The organism is Neobacillus drentensis (assembly GCF_036966985.1).
Taxonomy (GTDB): domain Bacteria; phylum Bacillota; class Bacilli; order Bacillales; family Cytobacillaceae; genus Neobacillus; species Neobacillus drentensis_E.
In genome coordinates, this window is sequence record NZ_JBALSN010000023.1 from 1 (window position 1) to 16,311 (window position 16,311).

10 protein-coding genes, 1 pseudogene and 2 riboswitches are annotated in these 16,311 nt (G+C 38.4%); all 11 genes and pseudogenes read right to left on the reverse strand.

Going from position 1 to position 16,311, the window contains the following annotated elements; genetic code table 11:
• Window positions 1-62: 62 nt before the first annotated feature.
• Entirely contained in the window at window positions 63-1,085 is a 1,023-nt protein-coding gene (locus V7659_RS01335) for a thiazole biosynthesis adenylyltransferase ThiF (protein ID WP_335537595.1), read from the reverse strand.
• Window positions 1,082-1,849 (reverse strand): thiazole synthase, encoded by a 768-nt coding sequence (locus tag V7659_RS01340; RefSeq protein WP_335537597.1) that lies wholly within the window; start codon window positions 1,847-1,849, stop codon window positions 1,082-1,084. Before V7659_RS01340 ends, V7659_RS01335 begins: the two co-directional genes overlap by 4 nt.
• A gap of 1 nt (window position 1,850) precedes the next feature.
• Window positions 1,851-2,054: a sulfur carrier protein ThiS gene (gene thiS, locus V7659_RS01345; RefSeq protein WP_335537600.1), complete on the reverse strand. Its 204-nt coding sequence runs from the start codon at window positions 2,052-2,054 to the stop codon at window positions 1,851-1,853.
• A gap of 10 nt (window positions 2,055-2,064) precedes the next feature.
• Entirely contained in the window at window positions 2,065-3,204 is a 1,140-nt protein-coding gene (gene thiO / locus V7659_RS01350) for a glycine oxidase ThiO (RefSeq protein WP_335537601.1), read from the reverse strand.
• Window positions 3,179-3,823, reverse strand: coding sequence for a thiazole tautomerase TenI (gene tenI, locus V7659_RS01355; protein WP_335537602.1), 645 nt, complete (start codon window positions 3,821-3,823; stop codon window positions 3,179-3,181). The genes thiO and tenI overlap by 26 nt, the downstream gene beginning before the upstream one ends.
• Before the next feature lie 110 nt (window positions 3,824-3,933).
• Window positions 3,934-4,042, reverse strand: a riboswitch (TPP riboswitch).
• Between the two features lie 123 nt (window positions 4,043-4,165).
• On the reverse strand, window positions 4,166-6,337 hold the full coding sequence (locus V7659_RS01360; protein WP_335537604.1) for an SH3 domain-containing protein: 2,172 nt from the start codon (window positions 6,335-6,337) through the stop codon (window positions 4,166-4,168).
• Window positions 6,338-6,457: 120 nt separating this feature from the next.
• On the reverse strand, window positions 6,458-8,749 hold the full coding sequence (gene metE, locus V7659_RS01365) for a 5-methyltetrahydropteroyltriglutamate--homocysteine S-methyltransferase (RefSeq protein ID WP_335537606.1): 2,292 nt from the start codon (window positions 8,747-8,749) through the stop codon (window positions 6,458-6,460).
• A gap of 178 nt (window positions 8,750-8,927) precedes the next feature.
• Window positions 8,928-9,109, reverse strand: a riboswitch (cobalamin riboswitch).
• A 79-nt stretch (window positions 9,110-9,188) separates the two neighbouring features.
• A pseudogene (locus tag V7659_RS01370) lies at window positions 9,189-12,358 on the reverse strand (ATP-binding cassette domain-containing protein).
• Between the two features lie 336 nt (window positions 12,359-12,694).
• Window positions 12,695-13,024 carry a hypothetical protein gene (locus tag V7659_RS01375; protein ID WP_335537608.1) on the reverse strand — a complete coding sequence of 110 codons (330 nt, stop codon included), beginning with the start codon at window positions 13,022-13,024 and terminating at the stop codon, window positions 12,695-12,697.
• A gap of 694 nt (window positions 13,025-13,718) precedes the next feature.
• Window positions 13,719-14,696 carry an ABC transporter permease gene (locus V7659_RS01380; protein ID WP_335537609.1) on the reverse strand — a complete coding sequence of 326 codons (978 nt, stop codon included), beginning with the start codon at window positions 14,694-14,696 and terminating at the stop codon, window positions 13,719-13,721.
• Entirely contained in the window at window positions 14,696-16,255 is a 1,560-nt protein-coding gene (locus V7659_RS01385) for a sugar ABC transporter ATP-binding protein (protein WP_335537611.1), read from the reverse strand. Before V7659_RS01385 ends, V7659_RS01380 begins: the two co-directional genes overlap by 1 nt.
• Window positions 16,256-16,311: the final 56 nt, after the last annotated feature.

Genomic DNA, 16,311 nt, shown 5'->3' on the forward strand with positions numbered 1-16,311 from the left:
ATATTATACTCATTTGTAAAAATATTCAATTAATTTTTTCATTTAGGCAATTTGCTTTTTTATTAACCCAAGTATTTATGGTATAGCGCCTTTGCTGTGGAAATATCCTTCGTTCCGTGTACCAAAACCCTTCCGTCTTTAAAAAAGACTAATCGATGAGGATTCACCGTATAGGATAAAAGGTATGGATTTCGTTGTACCACCGTTTCCCCTTGAATGGCCAATATTTTTTCTAAAGCCTCCAAATCACGAATAATTGGAATCGAAGGACGTATCTGAACTGAATCTCTTCCACATAGGACAGCTGTCTTTGTTTGATTTTCGAATGATAAATAAGGGTAAGTACGTTCCTCCCCGCAAGAAGGACAATCCCTCTTTTTCAACTTATCTACTTGTATGGAACTATATTGGTTTTTCCATAAATCAAAAGAAACAAGTTTATTTCGCAATGAATCCGAGTCGCCAACCAAAATTTTCAATGCTTCACTTATTTGAAATGAAACGACCATGTTAACAGCTGGACTAATAATTCCAGCTGTATCGCAGGTTAATCCTCCAAGAGGAACGGTTTCTACTAAACAAGAAAAGCAAGGTGTTTTTTCAGGAATGATCGTGTAGGAGATTCCGTAGCTTCCAACGCAAGCACCGTAAATCCATGGGATACCATACATTTGGGATACATCGTTAATGATCATTCTTGTTTCGAAATTATCCGTTGCATCGATAATAAGATCAACTTTTTTGGCCAAGTCTTCCAGCTCTGATACAGAGGCATCTGCAATGATTGCCTCAATTTTCATAGAAGAGTTAATGGCTATTAAGCGGTTTTTGGCCGCTATTACTTTAGGAATTCGATTTTTAGCATCTTCTTCTGTATATAACTGCTGCCGCTGTAAATTGGACCATTCTACATAATCACGATCAACAATGGTTAGTTTACCAATTCCAGCGCGGGCAAGTGCTTCGGCGCAAGCTGATCCGAGTGCTCCCACTCCAATTATGAGTACATGTTTATCGGAAATTCGCTGCTGCCCGTCTTTTCCAATGGGTGAAAAAAGTTCTTGTCGTGAGTACCGATTAATCACCCGATACTCATTCCTTCTTTTGGACTGCTTGCTGTGGCATATCTCTTTTTCTCGATTCGGCCGGCCTCATAGCCTAATCGCCCAGCTTCAATCGCTAATTTCATTGCTTTTGCCATTTTTACTGGATCCTTGGCCGCTGACACAGCCGTATTCAATAAGACGCCATCGGCTCCTAATTCCATCGCTAAAGCCGCATCGGCTGGTGAGCCAATTCCAGCATCCACAATAACAGGAACGACGGCTTGTTCGATAATAAAGCTAAGGTTTACGGGATTGATGATACCTTGACCAGATCCAATTGGCGAGGCCCCTGGCATGACAGCATGACAGCCAGCTTCTTGAAGTTTCCTAGCTAAAACAACATCATCTGAGGTATAAGGGAGGACAATAAATCCTTCCTTCACTAATTCTTCTGTCGCCTTTAGGGTTTCAATCGGGTCAGGAAGTAATGTTTTATCACATCCAATCACTTCCACTTTAATCATATCGCATAGGCCAGATGCTTTTGCTAATTTTGCGATACGGACGGCCTCTGCCGCTGTTTTCGCACCTGCTGTATTAGGCAGTAGCGTATATTTATTGGTGTCTAGCTGTTCTAAAAAATTCGGCTGACTTGATTCAAAAATATTCATTCGTCTTACCGCGAACGTGAGGATTTCAGCTTCGGAAACTTCCACTGCTTCCTTTTGGATTTCATAGCTTGGATACTTTCCCGTTCCTAGAAACAAACGAGATTGAAAGGATAATGAACCTATTTTTAACATGTCAACCGCCTCCTACAAAATGGACTATTTCAATTCGATCTTTATCTGATAATCTAGTACTTTGGTGATCTATTTTAGTTAAGATTTCACCGTTCACTTCCACGACAACGCACTTTTGATGGATTTCATAATGCTTGAGAACATCTGAAACAAATACGACATGCTCTGGTAATTGGATATACTCACCATTTAATATTACTTCCATTTTTAATCTCCTAACCAACTGTCTCTTTGTGTCTTTCAAGGTGAAAAGCTGCGAGAAGTGCCTCATCTTGCTGTCCACCTGCTAATAGGTCAGCTACTATTTTCCCTGTAATAGGGCTTAATAAAATCCCATTTCGAAAATGCCCTGCTGCAACGAACAATCTCTTCCATCTTGGATGCTCGCCAATATAGGGGATTCCATCGCCTGTCTGCGGTCTGAATCCTGACCACACTCGCTCCCATGCTGCTTCTTTAATCTGAGGAACTAATTGAGTCGCTCTTTCTATTAATGAAGCAATCCCTTCGGGTGTAACCTTGTTATCAAAGGTATTTTCAATCATGGTAGCACCAATATAAATTTCCCCATTTCGTTTTGGTACCAGATAACAGCGTTTATCAGAAAAAATAGTCGTGTTAATAATCGGTTCCTCCGTTCGAACGGAAAAGCATTCTCCTTTAACAGGATAAACGCTAATGTCTAGCCCAGATTCACGCATTAATTTCGCCGCCCAAGCTCCGGTGGCCACGACAACTTGTTCACTATGTATGACACCATTGGTCGTTTTAACCCCTTTAACCTGATCGTTTTCAAAAATAAAAGAAAGGACCTCCGTGTTTTCACGTACTTCCGCTCCAAAATAAACCGCCCCTTTTGCAAACGCTTGTGTTAACTTTGCTGGCTGCACATGTCCATCGTTGGGGAGATACATCCCTCCAGCAACACTTGGTGCTAAAGACGGTTCCATTTCTCGTAATACCTTTCCATCCAGCCATTTTATCGTTGGATCCCAATTCCTTTGATAGCTAACCTGTTTTTTTACTTCTACTGCTATTTCTTCCGTTTCTGCAATTTTCAGCATTCCTTTATTCACAAACTCGATATCAATTCCAGTATATTCATATAGCTCGCTTGATAGAGTAGAAAACATTGCTTGACTCTTTAATGCCATCTGGAATAAAGGGCCATCTTGTTCAATCTCAGCTTGTGCTGCCAGCATACCGGCAGCCGCACTGGAAGCTTGGCAAGCCAATCGTTCCTTCTCAATTATGATTACTTTTCTTCTCATTTTTGATAGTTGATAGGCAATAGAGGATCCGTTAATCCCTCCTCCAATAATGGCAACATCAAATGAATTTTCCACTTGTTCCATCTCCATCTCTTAAAACATTTATATAAGCCTTTACTGCTAAAAATGGATCGTGAGCTTCTAATACTCCTGACATGACCGCGATTCCTTTTGCCCCAGCATTTAGTACCCGCCCCGTATTCTCGGGGGTTATGCCTCCAATGGCAATTACCGGAACCTCTAATTGTGTGATCCTTGATAATTCCTCAAGACCTTTAGGGGTCATTCCTGGTTTTGATTGTGAAGGGAAGACATGGCCGAAAAGCACGTAATTAGCACCCTTCTCTTTTGCCTTTTGTCCTTCCTCGTAGGAATGGATGGAACTTCCTACCTTAAGCTGAGGAAAATTCCCTTTTACAATGGCTGCATCTAAACTATGAAAGGCTAATTGAACCCCACCAGCCTTTGTAGCTAAGGCAACATCCACTCGATCATTGATAATAATCTTTGATAGTGGCAAGTTTGTCGTGGTTAATAGTTCAACTGCTTGAAAAAGCTCCCTCGCTGTTTTTTGTTTTTCTCGTAAGTGAATCGCGGTTACATATGGGTGAATATCCATGATAATTTCACATAGCTGCTCGATCGGCATTTTACCATTGGATATAATATGTAACTCTTTAACACTAGTTAAAATACAAGTCACCCCCTATAATCAAGATTCCGAATCTCAATGAAATAAAGTGAAAAACAAAAAACCACTTCCTTTTGATAAGAAAGTGGTTGATAATTTGAAATATAAACATGTTTCTTCAAATATCCATGTTTCCACTTCCCTACGCTGGTATAACCCAGATCAGGTTCATAGAGTCCCGAAGTATCACTTCAATCTCAGCCTTTTAAAAAGGCACCTCTAGCGGATTGTTATCTATTCATTTATATAAATCCCCTTGCATGGATAATGTTAACACTTCAATTAGAAATGTCAAATAAATTCTTATACATCCCTTTCATATATACTCTGCCTTCACCTATACATGAAAAAAGATTATTTCACTATGGTCAGTTTTTGTCCAATATAGATTGGTTGATTGGGATCGAGGTTATTGGCTTTGACGATGGAGTCAATCGTTACACCATACTTCTGGGCTATTTTCCAAAGAGAATCACCAGCAACAACAGTGTATACAACAATTGATACTGTTGGAAGGGTTACGGTAAATTTTGCTACATACCCAGAATCCAGAGTATTGATATCTTTCTTGTATTCTATTGAATACCAGTCTCCAATTGCGGAATATATTTTTATATCTGTATTTATCGGGAGCACAAACTTTGTATCATATTGAGTTCCAGGATTGGTTCTAACATTGACGTTTGTCCTTGTCTTAGCATTTTCGATTGCTTGAATCTCCTGATTGGATGGAACTTTGATTAATGGCTTGGAGACATATCCTTTTAGAACCGCGCTGATAATCCTGTACTCAATCTGATACCAATCACCTGTTTCTCCAGTTATAACCACTTCTGAACCAGCAGGGATTGTTGTTAGTATGGTGCTTTGAGTGGTGGCTGCCGAGCGCAAGTTGGAATTTTTCAGGGTTAGACCAAATCCTTCTGTTATCTGGATTAATTTGTCTCGGGCTGTATACTCATTCTTATTTCCTGCGAGATCTGTGAGTTTTACTACTGGATAGTAGTTTCCACGGATAACGTTAAAGCCACGGCTGTTTTTTCCATCCCAATAAAAATTGGATGTACCCTTCAAGTGGCGTCCCCACCCAATGGTCTGAACTAGCTGGCCGCTTTCATCAATAATGGTTACATCCATATCTGCCGTTTCACTGATGGTAATGGGAATTTTAATTTGGTTCTTCCCATCCTGCATAGAAAGCTGGCTGACTGCTGGTAAATCGATTGTTGCCGTTGGCTTTTCTGTATCTAACTGGGATGTTTTTGGCACGGCGTACGTGTATAGAAATTGATTAGTTTCTGTTACAAAAATCGTATCTTTGATGACGCCGATTGGCCGCAAGCCAGATGCTCCAGTAGTTGGTGCCAGCTGAAGAGTTGAATAAATAAGCTGACCATTTGCAGTATTAAAGAATTTTATTTTGTTGTAATTTGCCAAAATAATTTTATCAGAGGCTGCGACCATTCCACTTGACCCTTTTACGGTCTGAAGTCCACCAGCAACAAACTGTTCTGCATACAAGGTCTTCCATTTTTGCACTCCGGTATTTTTGTCTACCGCAATTATATTGGTCTCATCTAAGATAATTAAAGAATCACTCGTTACAGATAAAGGTTGTGTAAACATTCCCGAAGGGCTAAACTTCCATAATGTTCTTCCGCTTGCAGCATCCAATGCCCAAATATTTCTTGTCGTCGCCGGTTTCGTTTCGAAGTAAAGCTTCCCGTCTTTATAGACAGTGGCCCCATATATAGGCAAACTTGAGTCAAGATTAAAAGTCCAAAGCACCGTTCCTGTGGAGGTGTCGAATGTATACATTTTGGATGTCATTTGAACTGGATTCCTTATATTTGCAAACAGTCGGTTATCACCGGCAGCGAAAACTCCTTCCAACTTCTCTTGGAATTTAAGGGGATAATTCCATTTCTTTTGACCCGTATTTACATCTACTGTACCAATTGCATCCAAGCCGTCGGTGGTTCTTGTTAAAAAAAATAAAGTATTTTGGTCAATTAAGAGACGATTCGCAAAGCTATCAACGGTCCAAAGTGTTTGTGGAGCGTTTCCGTTATCTCTAATCGCATAAACTTTTGTCATCGTTGAAGCGTAAATCACTCCGTCTCTTGCTATCAAGTCAAGAAACCCATTCTGTTCTTCTATTGAAAAATTCCATCTCTCTTTATAAGTGTCCAAGTCGGTGGCAGAGAGTATTTTTTTCGAGATTCGTTCAACTGAATATAGTTGATTTTGATTCACACTAAAAAGGGCAGATGCATTATTAAATGGATCTTTCTTTAATGTCAATAACGTCAAATCAGAGGGTAAGGTTGCACTAGAATAATTGGTATTTCCTTGGTCAGCTAAATGCATTTCCCAGTTTTGGTCATTCGCCCTTAAATTCTGATTCCTTAAAAGTCCCTTTAATTCCTTTATTCTTTTTCTTAATTGTTCGTTTTGAGCCTGTAATTGCTTGTATTGTCTATAAACATCGAACGGATTATTTCTATAATAATGATTGAACATCATTCGGGAACATCACACCTCCATTTTTGTGCTTCCATTATTTTATGCACATTTGCCTAGGTGGTGAGATTTAATTAAACAACCCAAAGAGCCTTTTCTAAAAATGGAAAAGGCTCTTATTATTTAAACCGTTTGATGCAGTTTTTGGCGGAGTTTCCGGGCAGCAGTCACCATATTTTTAAGAGATGCAATGGTTTCTTCTTCATGACGTGTTTTTAAACCACAATCTGGATTCACCCAGAATTGTTCTTTTGGAATAACCTCGACACTATCTTTTAATATCGCACTAATCTCTTCTACACTTGGCACTCGGGGACTATGAATATCGTACACTCCTAAACCAATCCCAAGTTCATATGGATTTTGCTTAAGAGATTGGATCAGCTCCCCATGACTTCTAGACGTTTCGATTGAAATAACATCTGCATCAAGGGCACGAATAGGCTCAATAAAGTCATTAAACTCGCAGTAACACATATGTGTATGAATTTGTGTTTCATTCTTCACACTGGAAGTGGCTAACTTAAAGGCATTGATCCCCCATGCCAAATAGTCCACCCACTTTTCTTTGCGTAATGGCAATCCTTCGCGTAATGCCGGTTCATCTACTTGAATAATGGCAATGCCTGCATCTTCTAATGCTTGTATCTCCTCTCTCAGCGCTAAGGCTAGTTGGTTGGCTACTTGTTCACGAGAAATATCATCACGGACAAAAGACCAATTTAAGATGGTGACAGGACCTGTTAACATCCCTTTCACATACTTAGACGTTAATTGCTGGGCCGCTTCTACCTCCTTCACGGTCATTGGGGCGACCCACTCGACATCACCATAAATAATTGGTGGTTTTACGCAGCGTGAACCATAGGATACCACCCATGCTTTTTCTGTAAAGGCAAAACCTTCTAGCTTTTCTCCAAAGTACTCAACCATATCTGTTCGCTCAAATTCACCATGTACGAAAACATCCAGTCCAATCTCTTCTTGAATTTGAATCCAACGAGCTGTTTCCTCCTTCAAGAACACTGCATATTCAGCGTTGGTGAGTTCTTTTTTCCGCCAAGCCGTACGTTTACGTTTTACTAGATCCGACTGAGGGAAACTGCCAATTGTTGTGGTTGGAAATTCTGGTAAGTTTAATGCCTCTTTCTGCAAAGACTGGCGTTCTTTAAATGTCAATGGACGTGTAAAATGTTCGGGTTTTACTTGTAATTCAAGCTCCTTCACCCGTGCATTTTTCCTCGCCTCATGCTGTTCTAATGCTTGAGTCGCTTTCATACTTTCTGACACGCTCTTATTTCCCGTCCACGCCTCGTCACACACATAGGCTGTTAACTGTGTTAGCTCTACCATTTTCTCTTCAGCAAATGATAGGGCATTTTTTAATGTGGCATCTAGACGGGTTTCTACCTTCGTCGTCACAGGTACATGCTGTAAACTACATGAAGACTGAATCCAAGCCTCTTTTACATCGCTTAATAATAAAACAGCTTTTATATTGAATGCTTTTTCAGCCAAATTTGCCCGCCAAATATCCCGTCCATTTATGATGCCAATTCCTAATACTTTGTCTTGTGGAAAGCCGTATTTTCGAAGTGAGGCCATATTCTCTTCGGAACCATGGATGAAATCAAGACCAATCCCTGCAACCGGTAATTGAGATAGTTCTTCATACGCTGATAATCCTTCAAAATAGGTTTGTAACATGATTCTGGCAGCTGGTACTTGTTCTGCTAATTGTTTGTAAATCTCTTGGACTAGTTTTACATCATCTGCTGTAAGTGAAAGGACTAGTGCGGGTTCTTCCACTTGAATCCACTGAGCGCCTGCATTTACAAGTTGCTGCAATACTTGTGCATAGAGTGGTAGAAGTTTTAAAATAAACAATGCTTTCGATTTGGCATCGTATCCTTTTGCTAATTTCACAAAAGTAAACGGACCAATTAAGGTAGGCTTTGTAATTAGACCTAATTCCTGTTTGGCTTCTAGAAAATAATCTAATATGTAATTCTTCGTTAATCTTAATGACTGGCCTTCATACTCAGGAACGATGTAGTGATAGTTGGTGTTAAACCACTTTGTCATTTCACTAGCCACTACATCATTTGCCCCGCGTGCCATTGCGTAATAGGTTGATAGATTTATTTCATCGCCTTTCCACTGATAACGATTGGGAACCATTCCGAACATTGCCGCATGGTCTAGCATCCGGTCATAAAAGGTAAAATCTCCAACTGTTAGTAAATCCAAGCCTAATGATTGCTGGCGCTTCAAATTATTTAAGCGAATCGTTTTCATCTCTAAACTAAATTGCTCCTCTGATATCGCTGTCTTCCAATAAGATTCTAGACACCGTTTCCACTCCCGGTTATCACCAATATACGGGTAACCAATCGCTGTACTAACTAAATTCATTTTTCATTCCTCCTTTTTATAGTTACAAAATTCCCAAATACAAAAAAGCCATCTCCACATAATGGAAACGGCTTTACAATCAAGTTAAAGTTTAGCTAAATAGCATGCATAAACAATGCTACTCATAACTCGTTTGTCGTACAAATGAATGTCACCACCTATTTCCACGTAGGTATTTGGTGTGTACTGGAATTTGGCAGGTCTCCTGGCTCATCATCATAGTTCCTCACACCTTCCCGTCGTATAGACAGTGGTATTTGTGATTCACTCCGATTTACAGTTGCGGGACAGCGACGGAATTACACCGTTCTTCCCTTTTAAGCCAAGCCTTAGCTTGGCACCAATTCTTACACGATATGGAATTTTCACTAACTATAACATATTAGTAATTTGAAGTACATAATTTTCTGATAAATGGTCAGATTAACATCCTTAGAATTTAATTATTTTGCTCAAGACATTGATAAACCGCCATCATTTCTCGCTTATTCAACTCACGAATACGATTGAAAATGGGAATATCCGCAACAGCCTCAGTGAGTAAACTATCAGCAACAACATCACTTACGTTACCAGTTAGCCATGTTTGTACTGGTATGCCCTCGACTATTTCCCTTCGACCCTCATCATTGATGCCGCTCGCATGACAACTCACACATGGAATTGTTAATTTAAACACGCCATCATGGAGATTATCTTCAGAAATTACTTTCTTTCCTTTACAAAATGGACACGGATGACTCGCTTTAATCTTATTAATTTGGGTAACAATTTTTTTGTAACCAAACGCTTCATAGACATATGTTAGTTTTTTGTATTTTCCATTGGTGAAATACTTATCAATAATGGTTTCTCTAGTTTCGTCAATATTGGCAAAATCACAGATTGTGATCAGATTTTTGCTGCTTATTGCCTCGATATTTCCTTTAATTCTATCCCAGATTGGTAAAACATTTTGTAATACCATTTCATAACCGGCGAAGCTTGCTAGTTCCAATTCAAGCATTTTCAGCGATACTTGTGTTTCCCTAGGAAGTAAGGAGACATCTTCCGTAAGTACCATCTCGCCGCCAACAATTGCTTTTAGTTTTTCAAGTTCTGGTAACTTTCCTACTGTTTTTATGACCTGATCAATAGGTTGATGAATAATCTCACGAATATCCGTGTCACCAAACTTTAGTTTTTTATGGTGGTTTAGCACGGTTCCTTGACAGATTGGACAGGTAATCATCTCTTTTGATGCTTTCATATGCTCTTTAATAATGGATTTCGAAATGAACATATACCGCCCAATGATGGTATTGAAGCCTTCCCATTTTCTCTGCGCTTGCCTGCTTTATCATAAAATGACTTTTCCCAATAGCCGTATAAAAAAGTATGTCTTTCAGCATCTGTCATCTCATTGTAGCTTTTACTAATATCTTGACCAAGTTCATTCTTGATCTCATCAAAAAGGAATTGCAATTTCGGATATTGATAATATTTTAATACTTCCATTACGTCCGGATGTAATAAGCCATCCCAAAATGGCACTGTTTTGTCTTGAATCACCACATCAAAATCAAATTTTTCAATTTCTAGGCGACCAGAACAGCTTGGACAATGATTTTCTTGACTAAAGAAATCGAAGCTCTTTGTATCTTTATTGGTTGGATGTGCAGCCACAATGTGGTTGATCAATCCACCCATTTCATAGAGAAAACTATATTGACTGTACAAGTGTCTTTCAAGATCAATCGCGATAACGGGTGCGATTTTATCAGATTCATATTCACCATAAATCAAACGGGCCATTGATGATAGGCTTTTCAAAATACCGCCTTTATAGATGTTTTCTGCGTTTTTAAAATAGCTAATATGATTTTCTTTTAGATAGTTAATAGCTTTCTTTGATTCTAGTGTTGAGGAAATATGCAAGGGAGCAACACTATTTGTCCTATTATGTTGACGAAAATAATCATCATGACTGACAACATCAAGATACCTTACAGGTTCTAGCTGTCTTTTCCCAAAATCAACGATAAAATCTGAGCTTTCTAGCATATAGGCATTATGTTCAATCATCATGATGGAGATAGATTCATCTTTTAGTATTCCTCTGATACTATCAATGAATTGGTTTAAAATATTTTGTGATAACCCCTTTGAAGGCTCGTCAAAAATAAACAGGGTATGTGGGTTTCTTGCGTTTGAAAACAGCTCAGAAACTAAATGAACACATTGAAATTCACCGGTCGATAAGGTTTGTGTTTTCCTTTCCAGTGTTAAATACCCAAGTCCAAGTTTGATTAATAAGCTCAAGCGTTTATGAGCGATGTCTTCATTTGGAAGGTCCTCAATAATGTCTTCAATGGAGCGCTGAAAAATATCATCAATTTCGTCGCTGTATTTGGTGAGTTTCCTTTTAATATCAAGAAACGTCGCAACGGTTGACCGGCTGGTAATCGATTGGTTTCGATCCTGCCCTACCATGACTAGTTTATCTTTTGGATATCGCTTTAGAAAATCCTTAGAGATACACTCATTGACAAGGGTCGATTTACCACATCCAGATTCACCCGTAAAGGTTACAAGTCTATTTTTTGGAATCTGAATTTCATCCATTTGAATATTGCGACAGTAAAGATTTTGAAATTGATAGTATTCTGTTGGCATTGCCTGATTTCGTTCCCAAAAAACAGGTTTTGGACGAGGCGATTCTTCGACAATTTTCCCGCCGTATTTACCACTGCCAGGTCCAAAGAACAATTGCGTGTTGGCTGTATCTAGCACCGTATCAGAATGATCAATTAGCCAAATCTGATTCTTATAACCCAATTGTTTAATCTGTTCTAAAATTTTCAATAGGGTTTGATGGTCTAGACCCACTGAGATTTCATCAATAATAATCACAGTATTTTCACTAGCTGCCATGAATTCAGCCAAGTAGAGCCGTGTTATTTCCCCACCTGACAAGGTACCCATGATCCGATTTAATGTTAAATAACCAATATTCATATTGATAATATTTTTAAGAATATGTTGTTTCGCTTCACTAATATGTAATTCCTCTGAAAGGGAAAAAATCGCTTCAATGCTTAAATTGTTGATATCGGAAATACTATGTGGCTGATTCCACAATTCTATTCTTTTTTGTTCAACTTCCGGATTATAGCGCCTGCCCTCACACTTTTTACATTCAACATTTTTGGTCGTACCGCGTCCTTTACACTCAGGACACCAGCCTAATGCATTATTAAAGGAAAAAACTTCTGGCGAAAGATGAAATTTTTCAGCAAGCCTAACGCGAATCTCTTTAAAAACACCAGTATGTGTGCCAATCGTTGAACGCGGATTAGAAGAAATCGATGATTTCCCTAGGAAAAGAACTAAAGGCATGTCTTCCATCTTGATGGCACTAAAATTTGTTTCCATTATATTAGGAAACAAATACTGGTATTCAGCCTTAGGCAATAAGGAAACGAGACGCTTCTTGGATTCTTCACCAATGGTTTGACAAAAAGTGGTTTTACCAGATCCGGACAAACCTGCTATTCCGAGCGTCTGATCTTCCGGCAAGACAGCATCTAAACGGTTAATATTGTTGGCAATTAATTGATTTATCTTCATCGGATATCCTCCCCCTTCTCTAAATCTAGTATTGCCATATTAGCACAACTTCAAATGAACATTCTATTCATTTTGCATCATATTTGTATTTTATTAGCCTCTTAAATTAATTTGGTCCATACAAAAAGACGCCTTCTTTCTTCAAGAAAAGCGCCCTTTAATTAGTATGGGATGACCCTTAAGTGTTTAAGTTTAGTAGGTGTTTTTTGTGGGATAAAAGAAATTCAGAAAATGGTCTGGGGATGCATGGCATATTGTTACATATGAAAGTAGTATTATATTGTTATAAGGATAAGTCGCGAAATGGAGGAATTCAGCAAACAGTCTTAAAAAATTTTAGCCAAAATACACTCTTACATTCTTTTCTTTTCGTGCTGTTGCTAAACAGTTTAGTATAAAATTCTTGATTTGGTTTTTATCCCAATTTATCAAATCACTTTCTGATTTGGAATCATCATTATTATATAATTTCTTGTAGGCATTCAAAGCCTTTTCAATTTGTTGTATTGAAAAAGTAGCACTGCCGCCAGATCCACTAACTCCTGCATAGTAATTATTTGCATCAAGTAAACTATACAGTATGGTTGCATTATAATTCCCCATGCTAAAACGTGCATAAGCAATTTCTTCTCCTGCTTTATTGTATCCTGATATATCATGACCCATTTATTTATTCTCCTTTAAATATTAATTTGTAAACCAGAAATAAGATACTTGGCCATAGAAATCTTATAAATGTAAATAAGTAGTTTACATCGCTTATCACTCCTTTCAAGTTTGTTTATAGATTGAGGGCTGAAAGATAAGGATGGAAAAAGAATGGTCAGGAAGAAAAATGTGAAGATTCAATTAAGAGGTGTGCAGAAACGTTGGAATAATTAATTAGTTGTTATCATTCTATAAGGATTTATGGGATCATTGTTTTGATGGGGAAAATTTATGAAGGACAGAAACGCCAAAATTTGAAGAGGTAATTATTGTTTCCATTTTACTGCCTCCCTACAGAAAAAATAATATCACATTACATTTCAAATAAATTTAGACTTTTCCAAAGCTTTTCTACAATTGTGTGAACACTTTCTTTAGTTAATCATTAAAGTTAAAGTACCTAAAAAAGGCAACGCCCATAATGAGGGTTAGTTGCCTTCCATTGGTTAAGCCCGCTAATACATTGGCCGGGGCACCACCAGGATTTCATTCAAAGACAACTTTGCCAGGCTGAGAAGAGTTATAAGGAGTTAAAAATCTATTAATAACTCTCCAAGAGCTGTTACATCATCCATTTCAACCTCTCCTAAATTCTAGAATTTATTAAGCCAGAAGACTACTCTTCTGGCTTTTTATTTGAAATAGAACTAATTTAAGCTCTGCTTCGTAATCTATCAAGAAGCACGGCAATAACAATAACTATCCCTTTTACAACTTGCTGCCAGTAATAATCCACGTTAAGCAAAGTCATTCCATTCGTTAACACAGCCACAATCAAAACCCCAATGATAGTTCCTTGTATACGGCCACGTCCCCCTACAAAACTAGTACCACCTAGTACGACAGCTGCTATCGCATCTAGCTCAAATGCTATTCCTACCATGGGCTGCCCTGAGAACAAACGTCCTGCCATCACAACTCCACTAACACCGGCCAATAAGCCACTGATCGAATATACATTAATCAGGGTTCGATTAACTTTAATCCCTGTAAGATGTGCAGCTTCTTCATTACCGCCAATAGCATAAACATGGCGCCCGAACATCGTATACTTTAAAACGATTAACATGACGATATAAACTATTGCCATCACATAAATAGGAGTAGGAATCCCTAGAATTTCACCTGCTCCAATGAACTTGAACTGCTTTGATGCCAAAACTACAGGATATCCGCCGGTTATAACATAAGCCAACCCCCTCAGGTAGGTCATACTTCCAAGCGTCACGATAAAGGCAGGCAACTTAGGTACAGCTGTTAAAAATCCATTAATAGCCCCAGCAACATATCCTACAGCAACTCCTACTAACATAGCGATAACTGGAGGAGTTCCGGCATTTGATAGTAATACAGAAATAACACCGCTCAATGCAAGGGTTGAGCCTACCGATAAATCAATTCCTCCTGTTAATATAACTAAAGTCATCCCAGCTGCCAAAATGGCAGTGATTGAACTCTGCTTTAGTACGTTTAAGATATTACTTGAGTCTGTGAAATTCGGTGCAAAAATAATCATAACTATGATTAATAAGGCAAGAATTATTACCATGCCCAGCTGATTAAAAATCTGTTTTGACCGTTCCTTGAATGAAACTACGGATGGACTTGACATTTGTAAGTTTGTATTCATTATTTAACCTCTCCTGTAGCATAGTACATAATTTTTTCTTGTGTGGCTTCATCACGAGATAGTTCAGCTCTTAGTTTCCCCTCATGAATCACTAAAATCCGATCACTAACTCCTAATACTTCTGGTAATTCAGAAGAAATCATCAATACAGCAAGCCCTTGTTCTGCTAATTTACTTATGATTTTATGAATCTCAGTCTTTGCACCTATGTCTACACCACGGGTGGGTTCGTCAAGCAACAGTATTTTAGGACCAATAGATAACCATTTAGCAATAACAACCTTTTGTTGATTTCCTCCGCTAAGGCCCATAACATTTTGTTCCTTTGATGCCGTTCTTACTCCAAGTTCTTTAATGTATCGATCCGCATCACTATTCATTTGCTTATACTGCAATAGTTTAAATCTACGATAGGTTGGTAATTGTGCCATCAGTATATTTTCTTTTACGGATAAATTTGGTAATAACCCCTGTTCCTTCCTGCTTTCAGGAACATGAGCAATGCCAAGTTTTATTGCGTCAATAGGACTTTTTATATGAACCTGCTGGCCATCCAAAATTATTTGACCCTCTGACAGTTCGGATAGTCCAAAGATTGTTCTTACCAACTCAGTCCGTCCCGCACCGACAAGGCCTGCTAAGCCCACAATTTCACCAGGGTAGATTTTCAGTGATATCCCCTTTACAAAATTCTTGTCAGAGACATTTTTTAACTCAAGGACTGGTTTTTGTTCAGACCTAACACTACTTTTAATTCTTTCTCTTACAAATAGCTCATTTAACTCTCTTCCTACCATAAGTTTTACTAGATTCTCAGGATTTGTATCCGAAATTGGTCCACTTGTAACCCAATGACCGTCTCTAAGAACTGTAAAGCGATTTGAAATTCTAAAAATCTCATCCATTCGATGAGAGATATAAACAATAGCTACGCCTTTTCTTCTTAATTCTTCAATGATGCCAAAAAGCTTTTCTATTTCTTTATCTGTCAGAGATGCCGTCGGTTCATCCATAATTAAAATCTCAGAATTAAGTGATAAGGCTCGAGCTATTTCTACCATTTGCTGTTGGGCCACACTTAAAGTGGAAACATCCGCTCGAGGATCCAAGGAAGACCCTATGGATTTTAATACTTGGGCAGCATTTTCATAAATATCATTCCAATTTATTAGGCCCAGCCTATTTTTCTTAAATGTTGTCCCCATCATAATATTCTCACCAATGGACAAATTAGGTGAAAGGCTTATTTCTTGGTGAATAACACTGATCCCTTTATTTCTTGCCTCCATTGGATTATTCCATTGTACTTCTTGACTTTTATATTCAATCGTTCCTCCATCAGGCTGATACACTCCAGCCATGATCTTCATTAAAGTAGATTTTCCTGCACCATTCTCCCCCATCAAGGCATGAACTTCTCCTTTATAGAGTTCGATATTAACGTTTTGCAACACCTTGACACCGGAAAATCTCTTTGTAACCGCCTTCATCTTAAGGATGGGTAACTGACTCTCTTCTAGACGACGATTTATTTGTTCTTGAATCTGAAATACTGCCATAAGTGCCACTCCCTAAGTCTCTTTTTAAGCCCTATTTTACTAGGGTATAAATATAG